The organism is Saccharospirillum sp. ABV4_185, from assembly GCF_056159245.1.
The window spans coordinates 1039414-1058682 of the sequence record NZ_JBSWUW010000001.1 but is presented as its reverse complement, the minus strand read 5'-3'; the positions used below and the strand labels follow the sequence as shown (position 1 = coordinate 1058682).

The 19269-nt window shown below is 56.9% G+C and carries 17 protein-coding genes; 7 read left to right on the top strand and 10 right to left on the bottom strand.

Annotated elements, in window-relative coordinates; all coding sequences use genetic code 11:
• Window positions 1–9: 9 nt before the first annotated feature.
• Window positions 10–1680 carry a glycoside hydrolase family 13 protein gene (locus tag ACXAE6_RS04765; RefSeq protein WP_475145166.1) on the bottom strand — a complete coding sequence of 557 codons (1671 nt, stop codon included), beginning with the start codon at window positions 1678–1680 and terminating at the stop codon, window positions 10–12.
• Complete coding sequence (locus ACXAE6_RS04760; RefSeq protein ID WP_475145162.1) at window positions 1680–3350, bottom strand: glycoside hydrolase family 13 protein; 1671 nt, start codon at window positions 3348–3350, stop codon at window positions 1680–1682. Before ACXAE6_RS04760 ends, ACXAE6_RS04765 begins: the two co-directional genes overlap by 1 nt.
• A gap of 123 nt (window positions 3351–3473) precedes the next feature.
• Here ACXAE6_RS04760 and ACXAE6_RS04755 point away from each other — a divergent pair, with 123 nt between their 5' ends.
• Window positions 3474–4409 (top strand): LysR family transcriptional regulator, encoded by a 936-nt coding sequence (locus ACXAE6_RS04755; RefSeq protein ID WP_475145160.1) that lies wholly within the window; start codon window positions 3474–3476, stop codon window positions 4407–4409.
• A 142-nt stretch (window positions 4410–4551) separates the two neighbouring features.
• Here the strand turns inward: ACXAE6_RS04755 and ACXAE6_RS04750 are convergent, their stop codons facing one another.
• From ACXAE6_RS04750 to ACXAE6_RS04740, 3 genes are read right to left on the bottom strand one after another with little or no spacing between them, the layout of a single operon-like run.
• Window positions 4552–6231, bottom strand: coding sequence for an acyl-CoA dehydrogenase family protein (locus ACXAE6_RS04750; RefSeq protein ID WP_475145157.1), 1680 nt, complete (start codon window positions 6229–6231; stop codon window positions 4552–4554).
• A gap of 54 nt (window positions 6232–6285) precedes the next feature.
• Complete coding sequence (locus ACXAE6_RS04745) at window positions 6286–6567, bottom strand: hypothetical protein (protein WP_475145155.1); 282 nt, start codon at window positions 6565–6567, stop codon at window positions 6286–6288.
• Between the two features lie 35 nt (window positions 6568–6602).
• Complete coding sequence (locus ACXAE6_RS04740; protein WP_475145153.1) at window positions 6603–8441, bottom strand: patatin-like phospholipase family protein; 1839 nt, start codon at window positions 8439–8441, stop codon at window positions 6603–6605.
• Between the two features lie 215 nt (window positions 8442–8656).
• On the opposite strand from ACXAE6_RS04740, the gene recQ reads away from it, so the two are divergent.
• A complete protein-coding gene (gene recQ, locus ACXAE6_RS04735) occupies window positions 8657–10477 on the top strand; it encodes a DNA helicase RecQ (RefSeq protein WP_475145151.1) in 1821 nt (606 codons plus the stop codon).
• On the opposite strand, the gene ACXAE6_RS04730 is transcribed toward recQ, so the two are convergent.
• A complete protein-coding gene (locus tag ACXAE6_RS04730) occupies window positions 10458–12077 on the bottom strand; it encodes a methyl-accepting chemotaxis protein (RefSeq protein ID WP_475145149.1) in 1620 nt (539 codons plus the stop codon). The two genes, recQ and ACXAE6_RS04730, sit on opposite strands and share 20 nt — an antisense overlap.
• 246 nt (window positions 12078–12323) lie before the next feature.
• On the opposite strand from ACXAE6_RS04730, the gene ACXAE6_RS04725 reads away from it, so the two are divergent.
• Genes ACXAE6_RS04725 through ACXAE6_RS04705 form a run of 5 tightly spaced genes read left to right on the top strand, consistent with a single transcriptional unit; the run spans window position 12324 to window position 15327 of the window.
• Complete coding sequence (locus ACXAE6_RS04725) at window positions 12324–12617, top strand: BufA1 family periplasmic bufferin-type metallophore (RefSeq protein ID WP_392798064.1); 294 nt, start codon at window positions 12324–12326, stop codon at window positions 12615–12617.
• Between the two features lie 18 nt (window positions 12618–12635).
• Entirely contained in the window at window positions 12636–13514 is an 879-nt protein-coding gene (bufB, locus tag ACXAE6_RS04720) for an MNIO family bufferin maturase (protein ID WP_475145146.1), read from the top strand.
• Window positions 13504–14250: an HvfC/BufC family peptide modification chaperone gene (locus tag ACXAE6_RS04715; protein WP_475145142.1), complete on the top strand. Its 747-nt coding sequence runs from the start codon at window positions 13504–13506 to the stop codon at window positions 14248–14250. The genes bufB and ACXAE6_RS04715 overlap by 11 nt, the downstream gene beginning before the upstream one ends.
• Window positions 14251–14262: 12 nt before the next feature.
• Window positions 14263–14739 (top strand): DoxX family protein, encoded by a 477-nt coding sequence (locus ACXAE6_RS04710; protein WP_475145140.1) that lies wholly within the window; start codon window positions 14263–14265, stop codon window positions 14737–14739.
• 60 nt (window positions 14740–14799) lie between these two features.
• Window positions 14800–15327 (top strand): methylated-DNA--[protein]-cysteine S-methyltransferase, encoded by a 528-nt coding sequence (locus ACXAE6_RS04705; RefSeq protein ID WP_475145137.1) that lies wholly within the window; start codon window positions 14800–14802, stop codon window positions 15325–15327.
• Here ACXAE6_RS04705 and ACXAE6_RS04700 read toward each other — a convergent pair.
• The 4 genes from ACXAE6_RS04700 to ACXAE6_RS04685 all read right to left on the bottom strand — a co-directional run bounded on the left by ACXAE6_RS04700 (window position 15324) and on the right by ACXAE6_RS04685 (window position 19206).
• On the bottom strand, window positions 15324–16544 hold the full coding sequence (locus ACXAE6_RS04700) for an MFS transporter (RefSeq protein ID WP_475145132.1): 1221 nt from the start codon (window positions 16542–16544) through the stop codon (window positions 15324–15326). The genes ACXAE6_RS04705 and ACXAE6_RS04700 overlap by 4 nt on opposite strands.
• 139 nt (window positions 16545–16683) lie before the next feature.
• Window positions 16684–17307, bottom strand: coding sequence for a rhomboid family intramembrane serine protease (locus ACXAE6_RS04695; RefSeq protein ID WP_475145129.1), 624 nt, complete (start codon window positions 17305–17307; stop codon window positions 16684–16686).
• Window positions 17308–17449: 142 nt separating this feature from the next.
• Window positions 17450–18301, bottom strand: a complete 852-nt coding sequence (locus tag ACXAE6_RS04690; protein WP_475145126.1) for a hypothetical protein — start codon at window positions 18299–18301, stop codon at window positions 17450–17452.
• 80 nt (window positions 18302–18381) lie between these two features.
• Window positions 18382–19206: an ATP-grasp domain-containing protein gene (locus tag ACXAE6_RS04685; protein WP_475145125.1), complete on the bottom strand. Its 825-nt coding sequence runs from the start codon at window positions 19204–19206 to the stop codon at window positions 18382–18384.
• Window positions 19207–19269: the final 63 nt, after the last annotated feature.

Sequence of the window (19269 nt, the reverse complement as noted above, 5' to 3'; positions counted from 1 at the left end):
CCTTGATCCTTACAACCGATAGAGTCGCGCTTCCCAGGGACCTAACGTCGTTGCCGACTTCCCGCCAGCATCGGGGTAATTACCCAGGCAGAAACCATTTTCCGCCGGTGTCGCGGCACCGAGTTCACCCTGCCACTCAGCGTCGCTGAGATTACAGAGCACCAGAAACTGCTCGCCGTCCAGGCTGCGGGTGTAGGCATAAACCTGAGCATCCTCTTCCAGCACCAGATCATAAACGCCGTACACCAACGTCGGCTCTGCCCGGCGCAAGCGAATCATGGCCTTATAGAAATTCAGCACCGAGTTCGGATCATCGGCCTGGTCGGCGGCGTTCAGCCATTGATGATTGGGGTTCACCGCCAGCCAGGGTTTTGCTGTGCTGAAACCGGCGTTGTCGTTGCGGCTCCACTGCATCGGCGTGCGGGCGTTATCGCGTGAACTGTCTTTCAGGTCGGCGAGCATTTCGGCTTCACTGCGGCCTTCGGCGCGCCATTCTTTAATCAGGTTTCTGGCCGCCACATCATCGAACTGATCCAGTGCCGTGAACGGATGATTGGTCATGCCCAGTTCCTGGCCCTGATAAATAAAGGGCGTGCCCTGCATCATAAAATACATCAGCGCGATGGCAGTGGCGCTTTCGCGCCAGTAGTCCTCGGTGTTGCCCCAGGTCGAGGTGATGCGCGGGATGTCGTGGTTCTCGACAAAGAGCGCATTCCAGCCCTGGCCTTCGAGACCTTTTTGCCAGCGCGTCAGCGTGCTTTTCAGCTTGGGTAAATCGAGACCGTCGTTGCCTTCACTGCCCCAGAGTTTCAGTTGTTCAAACTGGAACAGCATATTGAAGCGGTTTTTGTCTTCGCCGACCCAGTCCGGCGCCTGCTCGATGGTCACGCCATTGGCTTCGCCGACGGTCATCACATCGTAGTGTGCGAAGGTTTCGGCGCACAGTTCGCTGATGTAGTTAAGAATGCCGTCCTTGTTGCGGTGCATCGAATGCGACGGCACCGCCGCCAGATTCTTAGGATTAGGCAGATCGGGAAAGCCTGGTTCTTTGCGGATGTGAGTGATGGCGTCGATGCGGAAACCGTCGACGCCTTTATCGAGCCACCAGCGCACCATCTTATAAACCGCCTCGCGCATCTGAGCGTTTTCCCAGTTCAGGTCCGGCTGTTTGCGCGAGAACAGATGCAGAAAATACTGGCCGCTCAGATCGTCGTATTCCCAGGCCGGGCCGCTGAAAATGCTCGCCCAGTTATTCGGTGGTTCGCCATTGGTTTTACCATCACGCCAGATATACCAGTCGCGCTTATCGCTGTCCGGCTGACGCGATTCCTGGAACCAGGGGTGCTCATCGCTGGAATGATTGACCACCAGATCAAGCAGAATGCGCAGGCCGCGCTCGTGGGCCTGTTCCAGCAGCCGATCGAAGTCGGCCATGGTGCCGAAGTCCGACAAAATGCCCTGGTAGTCGGAGATGTCGTAGCCGTTGTCGTCGTTCGGCGAGGGGAAAATCGGGCACAGCCAGAGTACATCGACGCCCAGATTCTTCAGGTAATCCAGCCGGTCGATGATGCCCGGTAAATCGCCGGTGCCATCGCCGTTGCCGTCCATAAAGGAGCGCGGGTAGATCTGGTAGACGACGGCTTCTTTCCACCACCGGCGACTTTCAACAGCAGCTTTCATCAGTCATTTCCTTGGGCGCGCAGCATAAAGGCTTCATAGGGTGCCAGGTCGAGCGTCTGACCCAAAGCACCGCGTGCGCTGGTGTTGTGAATCAGGCAGTCGCACAGGGTGTTTTGCCAGTGAGCGGGCAGGCGAAGCTGAGTGCGCTCGGCGCTGAACGAACCCAGTACCAGCCAGCGTTCGCCGTTCAGTTCGCGTTCGTAGGCGAAGACGGTCGGGTGGTCTTCAAGCAGTGGTTTAAAGCTGCCGTAGACCAGAACGTCGTTGTCTTTGCGCAACTGAATCAGCTGTTGATAGTGCTGGAAAATACCTTCGGGATCGGCGCGGTCTGCCGCTACGTTGATGTGGCGATAATTCGGATTCACCGCCAGCCAGGGCGTGCCGTTGCTGAAACCGCCGTTGGGCTCGCCCGACCACTGCATCGGTGTGCGGGCGTTGTCGCGGCCGTTGCGGTAGATGGCCGCCATGCGGTCTGCCGGTGACCAACCCAGTTCGCCGTATTCACGATAGAAATTCAGCGTTTCGATATCGCGATAATCATCGATGGAATCGAAACGTACGTTGGTCATGCCGATTTCTTCGCCCTGATAAATATAGGGCGTGCCCTGCTGGCCGTGCAGCACCGTCGCCAGCATCTTGGCTGAGCGCACCCGGTGTTCGCCGTCGTCACCGAATTCGGATACCGCGCGCGGCAGGTCGTGGTTGTTCCAGAACAGCGAATTCCAGCCCTTGCCATCAGCGAGGGCGTGCTGCCATTTCGCCAGCACCTGCTTGAGTTTTAACGGATCGACCGGCTTGGCGTTCCATTTACCGCCATTAGGCGCGCCGTCTTCGGGTTCGCCAAAAGTCAGACTGATGTGTTCGAACTGGAACACCATGGAAATTTCATCGCGCTCGGGCGCGCAATAGAGCGGCGCGGTTTCGGGTGTGACGCTCCAGGTTTCGCCTACGGTCAGTGCGTCGCGTGGCCCGTAAGTAGCACGGTTCATGGCGTGAATGCGCGGGTGCAGCGTCGGACCGGCGGTCAGTTGCTGGTTGTCGATGTCCTTACCCAGCAAGTCGAGCACGTCCATGCGAAAGCCAGCGACGCCGCGGTCGAGCCACCAGTTCATCATGGCGTGCACAGCCTCGGGCACGGCCGGGTTGTCCCAGTTCAGGTCCGGTTGTTTCTTGCTGAACTGATGGAAGTAGTACTCGCCGCTGGCCTCGTCGTATTCCCACATCGAACCGCTGAAATAGGAGGTCAGCTCGCTTGGCGGGCCACCGTCGGCCTTTGGTTGACGCCAGATATAGAAGTCGCGGTAGTCGCTGTCTTTGGAGGACTTGGCATCGACGAACCAGGGGTGCTCATCGCTGGAATGGTTGACCACCAGATCGAGAATGATCTTGATGCCGCGTTGGTCGGCCTCGGCGATCAGCCGGTCGAGGTCGTCGAGGGTGCCGAACTGGGGCGCGATGGCCTGGTAGTCGGAGATGTCGTAGCCGTTGTCGTCCATCGGCGATGCAAAAATCGGCGACAACCAGATCACGGTAATGCCCAGTTCGGCCAGATGATCGAGGCGCTGAATAATGCCGGGCAGGTCGCCCATGCCATCGCCATTGGCGTCCATAAAGGAAGACGGATAAATCTGATAGACGACGGCGCGGTGCCACCAGCGTTGTTCAGTCATGCTGTACCTCGGCAACTGGGTTGAGTTGGGCGCAGCCTAGTTCAGTGTTAAACAAAGATAAAATGCTTTATTTTGCGTTCATTATAGATTTTTTCGATAGCTAGCAATAACGGAGAGGCGGGCATGGACAAAGCCTGGCGACAGTTCCTCGCGGTGGCCGAATTGCGCTCGGTCAGCCTGGCGGCGCAGCGGCTCTTTATCAGCCAGCCGACGCTGACGCACAACCTGAAAAAGCTGGAAACCCAGTTGGGTGTGACGTTGTTTAACCGCTCGCCGCGCGGCATGACGCTGACGCCCTACGGCGAAACCCTGCTCGAGCAGGCGCGCATCATGCAGCGGGTTTACGACAATGCGCTGGGCAAGTTGCAGCAGTTAAAGGTCGATCAGGAAAGCGGCCTGCGCATCGGCGTCGGTATGGCCTGGTGGCATCTGTTCTTTCGCGAGCTGTTTCAGCGTTACCGCCAACAGCACCCGACCGCGCCGGCGCATATCGAGATCGGCAACCATCTAAGATCGATGGATCAATTGCTGGCCGGCGAACTGGATTTGTTTATCGGCCATCGTATTGGAGGCCTGAACCCGAACAGCGGCGCGGTATTCACGCCCTTGTTCAAGGTGCGTGATGCCTGCTTTGTGCGCGTCGGCCACCCGCTGCTGGGCCAGGCCGTGGGCTACACCGATCTGCTCGACTACCCACACCTGGCCGTTACCCCGGACGAAACGCGCTACAGCCTAGCGGTGGTCACCAACCCGCAATTCAAGGAGGCCGAACATCATCAGTATCATCTGGCCGATCGGGTGGTCTGGTCGACCAGCTCGATGAGCGCAGCGCTGGATATTCTGCGCGACAGCGATGCGGTAATGATCTATCCCGAATCGATGACTGAGACGCTGGCAGACAGTGGCGTGGTGCCGTTAGCGTTGACCGAGCCGCAGGAGGCGATGGAAGTTGGGGTTTATCGGTTGGAAGATCGAATCAACGATGAAGGATTGGATGCGCTTGTTGCAGAAGTAAAACTGGCGCTAGTTGAAACAAATAAAGTCGAATTAACCACCTAAGGAGTACCCGATTGCGGTTAAGTTTTGGCTGACCGTCGGTCCACATGGATGTGGACCGCCGAGCATACATGGATGTACTTGCAGCGTGTCAGCCAAAACTTAACCGTGGTCGGGTACGGAATCGCAAGCCACAGAAAATCAACTAAACAACCGGCATAGCCCGCTCAATAATTTTCGAACAATCCACACCCGGTTCCAGCGTCCCATAATTAAAAGCGCCGTTTGGATTCAACCGCGATTCCACAAAAGCCTCGGCCAGGGTCGCATCACCATCGCGCAACAAAATACTGGCTTGAAACGTCATGGCTAATTTATCGACCAAAGTCCGCGCCCGATATTCCAGTTGATCGGTGTTGCTGAATTGTTGTTTTAATTCCGCCAAAGCGCGATCGAAACTTTTCGACTGACCCTTGGCTTTTTCGATATCAGCCAGCAGTGCTTCGAGCGTCGCTGGCTCGCGGCCAATGGCGCGCAACACATCCAGGCACTGAATATTGCCCGAGCCTTCCCAGATGGCATTAACCGGCGCTTCGCGATACAGACGCGGCAGAATATTTTCCTCCACATAACCGACGCCGCCGATGCACTCCATGGCTTCGTAAGTTAAGTGAGGTGTGCGTTTGCAGACCCAGTATTTGCCGACGGCCGTGGCTAAGCGCGCCAGTAATTTTTCTGACTCATCGCTGGTGCTGTGATCGAGTGCGCGACCAACGCGCAGACTCATCGCCAGTGCTGATTCGGATTCAACCGACAAATCCGCCAGCACGTTTTGCATCAGCGGTGCATCGTGCAACCGCTGACCGAAGGCCGAGCGACCGCTGGTGTGATGCAAAGCCTGAGCCGTCGCCGCGCGCATTAGTGCCGCTGAACCAACCAGACAATCGAAACGCGTCATCGCGACCATTTCGATAATGGTGCGCACACCCTTGCCTTCTTCGCCTAACAACCAGGCCTGGGCACCGCGAAATTCGATCTCCGATGAGGCATTGGAACGATTACCCAATTTGTCTTTTAAGCGCTGAATAAAGAACGCATTTTTCTGTCCATCTTCGCGCCAGCGCGGCATTAAAAAACAACTCAAACCATTTTCAGTTTGCGCCAGTACCAAAAACGCATCGCACATCGGCGCCGAGCAAAACCATTTGTGACCGATCAGTTCATACAACTGACCGGGCTGACGTTTGCCCAGTGGATAAGCGCGGCTGGTGTTGGCGCGCACATCCGAGCCGCCCTGTTTTTCGGTCATCGCCATGCCGATGGTTAAACCGGCTTTTTCGTAGAAAGGTACATTGCGCGGGTCGTAATGCGGCGCGGTAATTTTCGGCAGCCATATCTCGGCGATTTCGGGAGTGGAGGCAATGGCGGGTACCGCAGCGAAAGTCATCGTCAGCGGGCAAGCCGAACCGGCTTCGGCGTGCATATGCAGATATTCCAGGCCGGCACGGGCGACATGAGCGCCGGGTTTGGGATCGCGCCAGGGCAGTGCCGGCAAGCCGGCTTCGATGGCGGTACGCATCAGCTCGTGGTAGGCCGGGTGAAAACGCACTTCGTCGATGCGGTGGCCAAAGCGGTCGTGCGAATGAAAAGTCGGCGGCACTTCGTTGGCCTGGAAACCGGCTTCAATCAGGTCGCCGCCAACGCGGGCGCCGTAGTCGCTGAGTCGGTCTTCGGCCCAGCCGGCACCGAAATGATGGCTCCAGTGTTGCAGCGCACGATCGCTGCGATAGACGTTGTAATCGGCCAGGGCTGTCGGTTGGTTGATGACGTCGTGGGTGTTGGCGCTGGCCAGATGTTGGTCGCGGTTAAAGGGGGCGTCGCTCATGGTGGCTTGCCTCTGGTTATTTGTCGCCAGCCTAGCGCAGCGAGGGTTGAGCGACTAGCTGTCGTCTTGCTGGCGTTCTTCGATTTCCAGTTTGATGCGATCCAGACAGGCCTGGATGGGCACGGAACCGGGTTCTTTTTCCAGCGCGCTTTCCAGCAGCCGAATGGCGTCCTGTTCACGGCCAAAAGCAACCAGCGTATCGGCCTGTTCAATCACCAGACGACCTTTGCTGCTGCGTCGCTCACGCACCTGGGCGCGGCCATTGATCATGCGCAAATAGGTGAACAGCACCAGCGCCAGCATCAAGGCGCCAACGCCGGCGAATCCCAACCCCATGGCTGTGCTCCTGCGCGTAATAGATGCCCTATAGTTTAGCCGGACTGCTCACTTTGCAATTGTTTACGCGCATAGTCGTAACCACTTTTGAAAATATCTTCCATTCGGCCCCAGTCGAGTAAGCCGATTTTTTTCAGTGGCGGATTAAAGTACATATCGGTCAGGGATTTATCGGTATCACGCTGTGAAAAGCTGTAGATAAAACTGACGCTGACCAGATAGGTCGCCAGTGACGGCAACTTATAGCGCCGCTTGTTTTTGCTGCGCAGTCGGTCGAACAACAAAGCCCAGGTACCGGGTATTTCGTCAAAGCTCAGTGGCTGGGCGGTGCGAGTGCCGAGGTCCACGCCAATGACGGTGCCAACCCCTCGCACCGAACGCATTACGTTAACCGGAAAGTTGTTCAGCGTTGCCCCATCGCACAAGAGGTCGCCGTCTTTAAGAATGGGCGGCAGCGCTCCGGGAATGGCGCAGGTGGCGCGTAAGGCGCGGGTCAAATCGCCGCGCCGCAGCACGTCTTCGCGGGCGTGTGAATAGTTGGTGGCAATGCAGTAAAACGGCAGCCACAAGTCTTCCAGTTGGCCGGGGTGACCCATAAGTTCGCGAAACGATTCGTCGATGAGCGTGCGCAGGCGGCGGCCACGAATCAGCGAGATCAGCGGCAGCCAGTTGTAGTCGCCGGTCGGGCTTTTGCTGAAGGCTTTACGGCAAGCATCCTGCATGTGCGCAACCGGTTTGTCGGTCGCGATCACCGCCGCCATGATGGCGCCAATGCTGGTGCCGCCCACCACATCGACTTCGATACCGGCTTCACTCAGTGCCTGCATTACGCCCATATGAGCCAGGCCGCGAGCGCCACCTCCGGCCAGTACCAGACCGACAGCGGTGCGGTTTTCAATGCGCGCCAGACGCGCCAGATCTCTATCGCGTTTCGGTCGTACGTGCAGATGATCGGTGACCGGGCGGCGGTTAAGCCAGTCGGCGGTGTGGCGCGGCGATACCGCGTCCTCGGCATGCAACAACACCAGGCGTTGGGCGACGTCCAGCCCTGGCGGAGTGTTTTCCAGAATATCCGTTTCGGTCGGGTGCAGTTGGATGGGGTCGCTGGCGTCGGCCAGCAACAGATGTTCGTCACTGTGGCTGCAGCAAAACCGAGTCCAGGCATTGGGGGCAGGGTCGGCGACCAGTAACACATAGTCGTATTGGGCTTCCAGCGCATCGAGATGCAGAGCCAGTCGATGCTGCCGGTAGCCATCGCCGCCTTCGTCACGAGCCAGGCCGGCGCCGTCGATATCGGCATCTGCCTGTTCGGCGGTCAGAACGTATACCCGGCCCAGTGATGACAGTGGCTGGCGAAAGCGCTCGGCGAAGTCGACCACATCGACGCTGGCGCTGATCGGAATTAAGGTCAGCGTCACCGGTCGCGGCTCGGTACGACGATGCTGCGGCTGCTGCAACCGCTCGATAATTTTGCGCGGCAAGGTCAACGACAGATGCAGGCTGTTGGCCAGCAGTTCTTCAAAGTGCGCCTGTTTGAGGCGAACCAGCACCGAGTCGCGCAGTGCCACTACTGTCGCTGAACGAGGCTTGCCGGTGTAGAGGCTCATTTCACCGATTACTTCGCCACGGCCAAGCTCCTGAACCGGCCGGGTGATGCCGTGTTCGTCAGTGACATAAACGCGCAATCGGCCGCTGATGGTCAGGTAGAGCGAATCACCTGGATCGCCCTGCGTCATCAGGCGCTCGCCGGATTTGATTTCTACCCAGGTGAGGCGATCGCGAACCTGTTGTAATGCGGCTGGTTCTAGATCGCTGAGATAGGCATTGAGGTGGTAAGTCAGCAGCTCGTCCTGGTGAGCTTTGGGGTCGGTCATCCTTGCAACCAAGATGCATCCTCCTTGGCAGTTATTTTCCTACGTAAAACGGCTTCCATGCCAACGCTGATAGTACGCCTTAATGTGTCAAATAACAGTGGCCGAAGCTGGGTTTGATACCGCTCTCTCAGTACCGGTTGCCGATAACCCTGATCACATAACAACTCAGCTTCCCTGGCGTATCGGTGGCCGGTCCGGGTCGATATACTGGCCTTATGACTGCGACCCCTCACTCCGTTCTGCAACACGTCTTCGGTTACGACGCCTTTCGCGGCGACCAGGAGACCATCATCAATACTGTGGTTAAGGGTGGCGACTGCCTGGTACTGATGCCCACCGGCGGCGGCAAGTCGCTGTGTTATCAGGTGCCGGCGCTGGTTCGCGCTGGAACCGGGGTGGTGATTTCCCCCTTGATCGCCTTAATGCAGGACCAGGTTAACGCCCTGCGTGAACTCGGAGTGCGCGCCGGTTTTCTTAATTCAACGCTGTCGTTCGAGGCGGTGCGCGACACCGAAAATGCGCTGCTCGCCGGCGAGCTGGACTTGCTGTACATCGCCCCGGAACGACTGATTCAAGAGCGCACCCTCGACCTGCTTAATCGCGCGCCGCTGGCCTTGTTTGCCATCGATGAAGCGCACTGTGTTTCCCAGTGGGGTCACGATTTTCGCGCCGATTATCTGAAACTGGGATTGCTTGCCGAGCGCTTCCCCAGCATCCCGCGCATTGCCCTGACGGCCACCGCCGACGCCCGTACCCGCATCGATATTCAACAGCGTTTAGGGTTAACCCAGGCTCCGGCTTTTGTCGGTGGTTTCGACCGGCCCAATATCCAATACCGGATTCAGGCCAAACAACAGTCGCGTCAACAATTGCTGCGTTTTTTAAAAGACGAAGGCGGTGAGCAGGCGGGGATTGTCTATTGTCTGTCGCGCAAAAAGGTCGAACAAACGGCCGACTGGCTGGTGCAGCAAGGCTTTAATGCACTGCCCTATCACGCCGGTTTGGATGCCGCCGTTCGTCAGGACCATCAGCAACGTTTTCTGCGCGAAGACGGCATCATTATGGTGGCGACCATCGCCTTTGGCATGGGCATCGACAAACCGGATGTGCGCTTCGTAGTGCATCTGGATTTGCCCAAAAGCATCGAAGCGTATTATCAGGAAACCGGCCGCGCCGGTCGCGATGGTGAACCCTCCACGGCGGTGTTGTTTTACGGCTTTGAAGATGTCGTCAAACTGCGCCAGATGATGGCGCAATCGCAAGGCGGCGAAGAGCACCAGCGTTACGAACAACAACGGCTGAATGCCATGCTGGGGTTATGCGAAATCACCAGCTGCCGGCGTCAGGTATTACTGCGTTATTTCGGCGATGAATTACCCGAGCCCTGTGGCAACTGCGATACCTGTCTGCACCCGGTCGAAACCTGGGACGCCACCGAGGCAGTGCGCAAAGCTTTGTCTTGTGTGTATCGCACCGGCCAGCGCTTTGGTGCCAATCATTTAATCGATGTGTTGCGCGGCAGCGACAATGAAAAGTTGCGCCGGCTCGGTCATCACCAATTATCGACCTACGGCATTGGCATGGAACTCTCGGCCAACGAGTGGCGCTCGGTGTTGCGTCAGTTGGTGGCGACGGGACTGCTCGCGGTCGATCCGGATGGCTACGGCGGTTTGCAGTTAACCGATGCCTGCCGGCCGGTGCTTAAAGGCGAGCAGACCGTCAGCCTGCGCAAAGACAGTCTGCCGGAACGTACGTCCAGCCGCTCTGGCACGCGACCAGCGCCGGCTCAGATCGAAGACGCCGACCAGCCGCTGTGGCAAGCCTTGCGCGCCTGTCGCAAACAGCTGGCCGACGACCAAGGCATTCCGCCCTTTATGGTGTTTCACGATAAAACGCTCGCTGAAATGCTGGCGCGACGCCCGACCACCCTGGCTGAAATGAGCGAAGTATCCGGCGTTGGTGACGCCAAGCTGGAGCGTTATGGCGCGGCTTTCCTGGCGGTTTTCGACGATGCTATTAATCGGCGTCCAGCCTGAAACGCCCGACGGCGGTTTCGGTGCCCTGAGCCGTTGCCAGCAAATGCTCGCCCAATTGGGCTAACTTCAAGGTGGCGCTGTGGCTGGTTTGGGCCATCTGGGTGATGTCACTGACACGCTGGGAAATCGACTGACTGGCATCGGCCTGGTGCGTCGCCAACTCGGCCAGATGTTCGAGGCTGTCGAGCGACGCCTGCGCATCGGCGTCGAGTTCGGTGAGCGGTTCAACAATACGCCCGATCAATTCCACCCCTTCATCCATCCCCGCCTTGCCGGCACGAATACGTTGCGCCGCCTGATCGGTTTGATCGTTGATGCGACCGAGGATGCGATTGATATCGTCGGTGACCTCGCCCGTCCGAGTTGCCAGTTGCCGGACTTCGTCAGCCACCACGGCAAAACCCCGGCCTTCGGAGCCGGCGCGCGCCGCTTCAATCGACGCATTCAGCGCCAGCAAGTTGGTCTGATCGGCGATCTCGCGAATCTGGCTGACCGCGCCGATTACCTCGCTGGCACTTTCACTTAAACGTTCAATACTGGCCGCAGACTGGTCGATCAGTTCGGCGGTATGACGAATGCCATCGGCCGCTTCAGTGACACCGGCTACGCCGTCACGCGCCAGCGCACGCGCACGCGATGCCTGATCGCGAGCCACCTCAACATTGCTCGCCATGGCCTGGCTGTCGGCCGACAGCTGACCGACGGACTGATCAATCTGCTGTGCCAGATCATGCTGACCGGCGCTGTCGCTCTGCACTTCGCTGGTAAACTGACGCAATTGCACCGCCGCCTGACTGACCGCTGTAGCGTTGGCGCGAATAGTACCGATAACACGGTGCAACTGTTCGCGCATCACCGAAAAACTGCGCAGCAGCTGGCCGATTTCGTCGCGGCCGCCACGGGCAACATCGTGCTGTAAATTACCCGAGGCGATGGCGTCGGCGGCACCCACCGCCGAACGCAACGGCCGCACAATACTGGGTGTAATTAAGGCGGCCATCAGCACACCAGCAAGCAGCGCGGCCAGGCCGAGAAAGGTAACCAACCAGACTGAGTTTTGCGTCGCCGCCAATGTCTGTTGCTGACGAGACGCCATCACCTGGCGCTGTTGTTGTTCCAGCTCGCTGGTTAATTGCAGTAAACGGTTGAGCGCATCGCGGGTGGCGCCGGCCATCTGGCGGCGTGCTTCGGAGCGATCGCCGAATTCCAGCGTCTCTACCGTCAGCTGCAATTGATCCTGATACAGTCGGCGCTGTTCGCTCAATTGTTGCAATTGGCTGGCTTGGGGGGAGTTGGCCAGCAAGGTCGCCAGACGCTCAACGGATGCATCGATATTGCGGTTGCGCGCATCAATATCTTTATACAAGGCGACACGGGCATCGCGATCTTCGACGATAAACAACAACAGCAAGCGACCGGCTATGCTTTCGGCATCGAGATTGACCGAACTGGTTAACTCAACCAAGGCTGCATCGCGTTCGACCACGGCCTGCAACTGATTCGACAAGCGATCAAAACGCTGTACGGCGACCAGCACCACCGCAAAGATAAACAACAATAAAACGGCGTAGCTGACCGCCAGACGTCCTCGAATACGCATAGCCTTTCCTCTTGGCAGTACCGACCGCGGGTGCCGGTTTTCGCATCGCCCGGCCGAGCGATGTCATCTGCAGACCGAGTAGCGTTTTAAAAGTTCCCTGGCGATCAACTTGAAAAAAATTTGTTGGCTTCGGAACTTCCTGCGCCATCGCTGTATCCAAACCTCCGAAGCGCTCAAGGTGCTTTGCCAATAGCGTTACCGAAGCCTCGGGCGCTGTGCTTGAAAACCACTAAGAGGAAAGGACTGATGAAACAGAAAATGGCTCAAACATCACTGGCTTTGGCACTGGGAACCGTTTTGGCAACAGCGGTTATTCCGAGTCTGGTACAGGCCGAAGAGGCCAAAGAAAAATGCTACGGCGTTGCCATGCAAGGTCAGAACGACTGCAAAGCCGGCCCGGGCACCACCTGCGCTGGAACCTCCACCAGCGACTATCAGGGCAACGCCTGGAAACTGGTTCCGGCGGGTACTTGCGAAGAGATGATGTCGCCGACCTCTCCGACCGGTCACGGTCAATTGCAGGCGTTCAACGAGCAGTAAGAAAACGGAGGCCCGCCCATGACGGATGAAAATACCTTGCCAGCTCGTGCTGGCATCAGCTTAAAGCCAATGCATTTTCAGGCGATTTTGGAACAAAAACCCGATCTGGGTTTTGTGGAAATTCATGCTGAAAATTACATGGTTGAGGGCGGGCCTTACCACTACTATTTGCAACAGATATATCAGCGTTATCCACTCTCAATTCATGGCGTGGGTTTATCGATTGGTGGACTGGAAGCGCTCGATAAAACGCATCTGCAACGACTGAAAATTCTGCTTGAACGGTATCCGCCTGCAAGTTTTTCAGAGCATCTGGCCTGGTCGTCTCACCAGGGCGTTTTCTTTAACGATCTGCTGCCGTTGGCTTATACCGACGCCAGCTTGCAGCGCGTGTGCGAACACATTGATCAGCTGCAGCAGTATTTGGGTCGGCAGATGCTGCTGGAAAACCCTTCGACCTATGTGGAAAGTCATGACTCCACCTTGCGTGAAACCGATTTTATTCAGGCCGTTATAGCCCGTACCGGCTGCGGCCTGCTGCTTGATGTGAATAACGTCTATGTCACGGCAACCAACCATCATCAGGACGCTTTGAATTATTTACAGGCGCTGCCGTTAGCGGCGGTTGGTGAAATCCATCTGGCGGGTTTTGCCGTCGATCGGGATCTTGACGGCAGCCCCTTATTAATCGACAGCCATGACAGCGAAGTCAGCGACGAAGTCTGGGCACTGTATGATCAAGCCTTGTCATTATGTGGCCCGGTTGCGACCTTGCTTGAGCGCGATGGCAATGTACCGGCACTGGATATTCTGTGCGCTGAAGCAGAGCTGGCCGAGCAGCGCTTGAGTATTTTTCTGGATGGCAAAGCCAAAAAGGTGGCGTCTTATGCAGGCTGATTTTGCTCAGGCGTTATTAAGTCGGCAACCGAGTGAACCGAGTCATTTAAGACACTGGCGCGACGCTGAAACCTCACATCGTTTCGGCATTTATCGTAATAATTTCAGCCACTCTTTAATCGAGGCGTTGCAGGATATTTTCCCGGTTTGTTGCACACTTACCGGCACTGATTTTTTCCGCGCTATGGCGCGTGATTATGTTTATCAATATCCACCCAGTTCCCCTGTTCTGGTGCACTATGGCGAATACTTTGCCGACTTTATTGAAGGCTTTGAACCGGCCCGAAGCTTGCCTTATCTGGCCGATATGGCGCGCTTGGAGCGACTTTGGTTAAGCAGTTATCACAGCGCCAACAGTCAGCCGATATCAGTCGAACATCTAACTGCCTTATTAAACCAACCTAATCAACTGGAGCAGGCGCGACTGAAACTGGCGCCGGCTTGCCAGTGTTTTTCATCGGATTTCGCAGTGTTTTCGATCTGGCAGGCGCACCAACCACAAAGCAAAATCAGGTTGCGTGATCTAACACTGAATAGCAGTGAGACGGTGCTCTTGACTCGACCAGCCTTGCAAGTTCGGTTGCATTTAATAGAGCCCGATGCCGGTACTTTTCTATCGCGGTTGCACCAAGGTCAGGTGTTTTCTGACGCTATGACGGGACTGGATTTCGATCTGGTGGCCTTGTTGCAAGTTCTGGTACAACAGGACGCGTTAACCGGATTATTAACGGATTAAAAGGAATAGAAAATGAGAACAAAACTCCAACAGTGGCACCAACTTTTTAGTGGTATTCCAAACAGCCTGATTGCTTTTGTCGGTCGGTTTTCCATAGCTGGCGTTTTCTGGTTATCCGGACAGACCAAGATTGAAGGCTTAGCGATTAATTTTATCAGCGGTGATTTTCAACTCGGTTGGCCGCATCTATCCGACACGGCGATTTTTTTATTCCAGGAAGAATACGCACTGCCCTTGCTGGCACCGACAACCGCTGCTTTGCTGGCGGCGCTGGCCGAGCATCTGTTACCCATTTTATTGTTGTTTGGCTTGGCGACCCGCTACGCAGCAATGGGTTTGCTGGCGATGACCTTGGTGATTCAAATCTTTGTCTATCCGGGTGCCTATGCCACTCATGGTGTTTGGGCCTGTGTCATGCTGTATCTTATGGCGCACGGAGCCGGAAAAGTCTCGATCGATTATTGGCTGGCCCGTCGTCTTAACGGCTGATGAGAGCCGTGCCTGTTGAGATGTTTTAATAGCGCAACTATTAAAAAACAGGATGCTGCCATGATCGCTTATCGTAACCTGACAACCCCTCTGGGCGAGATGTTGGCGGTCGCCACTGAGGCTGGTTTGTGTTTACTGGAGTTCACCGACCCGCAACGCCTGGAGCGTCAGTTGCCAGCCTTGGAGCGGCATCTGGGTGAGCCACTGCAAGCTGACAGCGACCGGCCGGTATTCGCTACCTTGCAACAACAACTGGAAGCCTATTTCGCCGGCGAGCTCAGCCAGTTCGAGCTGCCGCTGGATTTGCTGGGCAGCGATTTTCAGTGCCAGGCGTGGTCGGCGTTATTAACGATTCCCTACGGTCAGACGCGCAGCTATCAGCAGCAGGCACAGAGCATTGGTCGGCCACAATCGGTGCGCGCGGTGGCTCGCGCTAATGGCGATAACCGCATCGCTATCGTGGTGCCGTGCCACAGGGTAATTGGCAAGGATGGCAGCTTAACCGGCTACGGCGGCGGACTGTGGCGCAAGCAAAAACTGCTGGCGCTCGAAGGCGCCATCACTCAGCCGGGCCTGTTTGATCATTAATTGTTTGACGATGACTGGGTTGTCGCCGGGGTGCGAAATGCCGTCATCGCCAACACCACTCCGACCGCCGCATAACCCGCCATCGACAATAGGAAAGTGCGCGCATCAATACCGGCATCAATCAGTAATCCCAGTAACACTGGTGACGCCGAGGTCGCCAGTACCGACAGCGAGGTAAAGAGCGAACGGATGCTGCCCAGATGAGTGGTGCCATAGACTTCCGCCCAAATCGCGTTGGCGATGGTACCCATCATGGCGATGCCGACGCCCAGTGTTGCCATCATGGCGTACACCACCCAGATGCCTTCGCGAAACGCGCCCAGCGTTAAGCCAAGCACAAAGGGCAGGCCCATAAATTTGAACAGCGCCGTGGCCGAATAACGATCCACCAGCGAGCCCACCAGGATGGACGCCGCCCAGTGCACCGCACCATACAACACAAAGGCGCTGGCAAAGAGCGCTGGCGACCAGCCTTTTTGTTCGAGCACAAAACCCTGATGAATAAACAGACCGGTGACGATAAAAGGCGGTGCCAGCAACAACGGCAGCGCGCGCCAGAAGCGACCGTCGCTGAGCAAGGTGCGGCGTGAACCATCGACCCAATCGGCGGCGTTATTTCGCACCTTGGGTGCCACGGTTTCAGCTTCGCTGGCACCGGCTTTGGACAGTAACCAGTACACCAGCGGCAGAAATACCAAAGGCACAAAGAAGGCGATGATCAGCCAGCTTAATTGCCAACCGGCCAGGGCGATCAAGGCAACCGCAATCGACGGCAAAATCATTTCACCCAAGGGGACGCCATTGCCGGCGATGCTGGTGGCTTTGCCGCGATTTAATGAGAAGTAACGGCCGACCGCGGTCATGGCGGTGTGCGGCATCAAACCCTGGCCGCAAAAACGCAGCAGAAACAATGCGATGACCAGCGACAGCAGCGAATCAACGCGCCACATCAACAGCGCCGCTATGGTTAAGCCGATGGCCACCAGCGTGACGAAACGACGCAGCGGAAATTTATCGACCGCGCCACCGATCACCATGATGGTCAGACCGCTGACCAGGGTCGCGCCGGAATAAGCCGAGCCGTAAGCGGCGGCGGAAAGTCCCAGCTGCTGTTGAATAGAAGCGCCGTACCAGGAAATAAAAAACGATTGACCAAAGTTACCGATAAAGACGGTGAACAGACCAAACAACAGCATCGGCCAGTAAGACCGAAACATGGATAGGTAACCGCGAATCATGGAGGACCTCTGAGCAGATAGCGCAGCGCTGTCAGTGGTGATGGCGCTGCAAGCAAGCGGGACGCAAAAAAGCGCGCCCAGTGTACTGCGATTGGGCGCGCTGTTCACGGCTATCGTCTTAGACGCTTCGTCCGCTCAGCGCGCGTTTACGAATCACCGGCAGCCAGAGGTAGCCGAGCACAAAACCACTGGCCAGGCCACCCAGGTGAGCGGCGTTGTCGATCGGGCCGATCATAAAACCGATGGCGACGTTGATAACGACGAAACCCAGCGTATTGCGCAGAAATAATTTGCGGAATTCCGGCTTGAACAGGGACGTGGTCAGCAGCGCCAGAAAGAAACCATAGAGTCCAAAGATGGCACCGGACGCCCCGACACTGACTGCCCCGGTGTTAAACAGCAGGCTGGTCAAGCTGGCCAGTAAACCGGTCAGTACATAGACCAGCGCGAACGACAGTTTTCCGACCAGTGGCTCCAGAAAAATACCGATATTGGCCAGCACGATCATATTGAACACCAGATGCAACAGGCCGGCGTGCAGGAAGGTGCTGCTGAGCAAACGCCACCATTGACCATCGACCGTCCAGGGACCGTAATTGGCGCCGAGCGTTACCAGAGTGCGGGTGTCGAACGCCATCAGATCGCCGGTGGTGATGACCATCAAGACGAAGATGGCAGCGTTCAGATAGATGATCACTGGCGTCAGCCAATAGCCTGGACGCGGTACAAAGAGGTTCAGCACGGCGGGGAATCCTTAACGCAAAGAATGACAGTAGAGGTGATGGCCACAGACTGACAGCACAAGCGAACCGACCGCTCTTGACGGTCTCTTTACGGATTGATGGCCGACACTCAGGCCGGGTTATTGCTTCAGTCGAGACTGTTCAGTCGAGATCATTAAAGTGACGTGCCGGTATCCAGTAACGTCGCGGAATGTTGGGTAACTGACCGTCGATAAAAGGATTGTCCAGCCAGATCAACTGATAGTCGGTGTTGTTCAGCCAGTCGCGCGCTTCGCGAATGGCCGGGTGATTTTGATAGAGCCTATCCAGACTGCCATTGGCCTGAGCGTTCAAATAACCGGCCTGCAACTGGGCGGCCAGCTCGGCATCGGCTTTGTTTAAATAGATAAAAAAATCGGCGGGATAGGCGATCAGCCAGTCAGGGCTGACATAAAACTGACGTCCCTGTTGCGCCTGTAAATCCAATTCGAGAAAGGCTTCGGCAACGCCGCGTGGAAAGGCGTCGAAGCGACCGCGTTCGAGCATCGGCCAGAGGTTGGCGTAGTCACTTTCAACAATGTTAAAGCCGCCGTGTTCCAAGATGTCGGTATCGAACCAGTTCAAGCCCGAGCCGAATTGCCATTGTTGTTTTAAGGCGGCTTCGGAGCTCGGTGCCGGTTGGTCATCAGTGACCACCAACACCCTCAGCCCAAGCAGGCCTTGAGTCAGCGGGTAGGGCAGTTGAATCATGGTTTCGGCGCGTTCGCTGCTAAAGCCCGCGAAGTAGAGATCGAATTCATCGGTGCCGTTTTCCAGCATTGTCAGCAGGCGCAGCTGGGTCGCACCGCCCATGGCAACAATCTCCAACTCGCGCGGCTGGGGCGCATTGGCCAGCGCCAGTTCGATAACGCTCAAGGGTAATTCGAGCACCGGTGTAGAACCGAGGCGGGTGGCAACGCGCACCGGCCCAGGGTCGGCTGCCAGGCTGGGGCCGGCGCTGAGTAAAATCAGCATCGGAAATAGCACAAACCGCCGCATGATTTGGCCCTGAAGACGATGTTTCCGGCAGTATAGCCAAGCGTTGCGGCTTTGCTTTATACCGCTCTGGGCAAGGGTCGCAGCGGCGTTGGGGCCGGAGTGGGACCGCTGGGATCGCGCGGTTGCTGGCTGTACAGATAACTGAGAATGGCGTCTTTCAGCGCATCGCTGCCGGCCAGTCCCTGATTGCCAAACAAGCGGTTGAACTCCAGCAGGTAAGGATGACCGCCCACCCAGGCGATATCGAAGCCAGCGTGATTGACGCCCAGATCGTGGGCGACCTGCAACGCCAGCTCGATGGCGGCAGCAGGTACCGCTTCATGGCTGACCCAGCCACCGCGCGCCACATTGTTGTAAAAACCCTGGTCAGCCTGGCGCCGCCAGTAAGCCGAAACCACCTGATCACCGACGATAACGATGCGGATGTCGCGGTCGATGGGCAGATATTCCTGAACGTACAACAGTTCAGCGCTGGCGCAGTAACGCTGCCAGTCGGCGTGGTCGCGAATCAGAAAAACGCCTTCGCCCATGCTCGCCTTGGGGTGCTTGGCGACGAAAGGCAGCGTCATGGTGTCCCACAATAATTCCTGTTGCAGTGGGCCATTGGGTTCGATCAGCGTCAGTGGAATATAGGCCGGCGCGACCATCTCGAAAGCGCGCGTCATCTCCACCTTGTCATGGCCGATGCGGTAACTGGCTTCACTGGGAAAGACGCGACAGTCGAGCCCATAGAGCAGGGCGTTCAGTTGCCAGTAAGCGGGGAACAACACCCAATCCGCCTGGCGTAATTCGTCCTTGTGGCGAAAGAAATGTTCCGGCTTAAGGACTTTCGTGTCGGGAAAGCCGAGGGTGCGGAAAGGGTCGAATGAAATCAGCTGCATAAAGGGTGCGCAGGCCAGGGTGCGCAGATTTTATGCAGCTTTGGGTTTTTGACAAGCGTTATT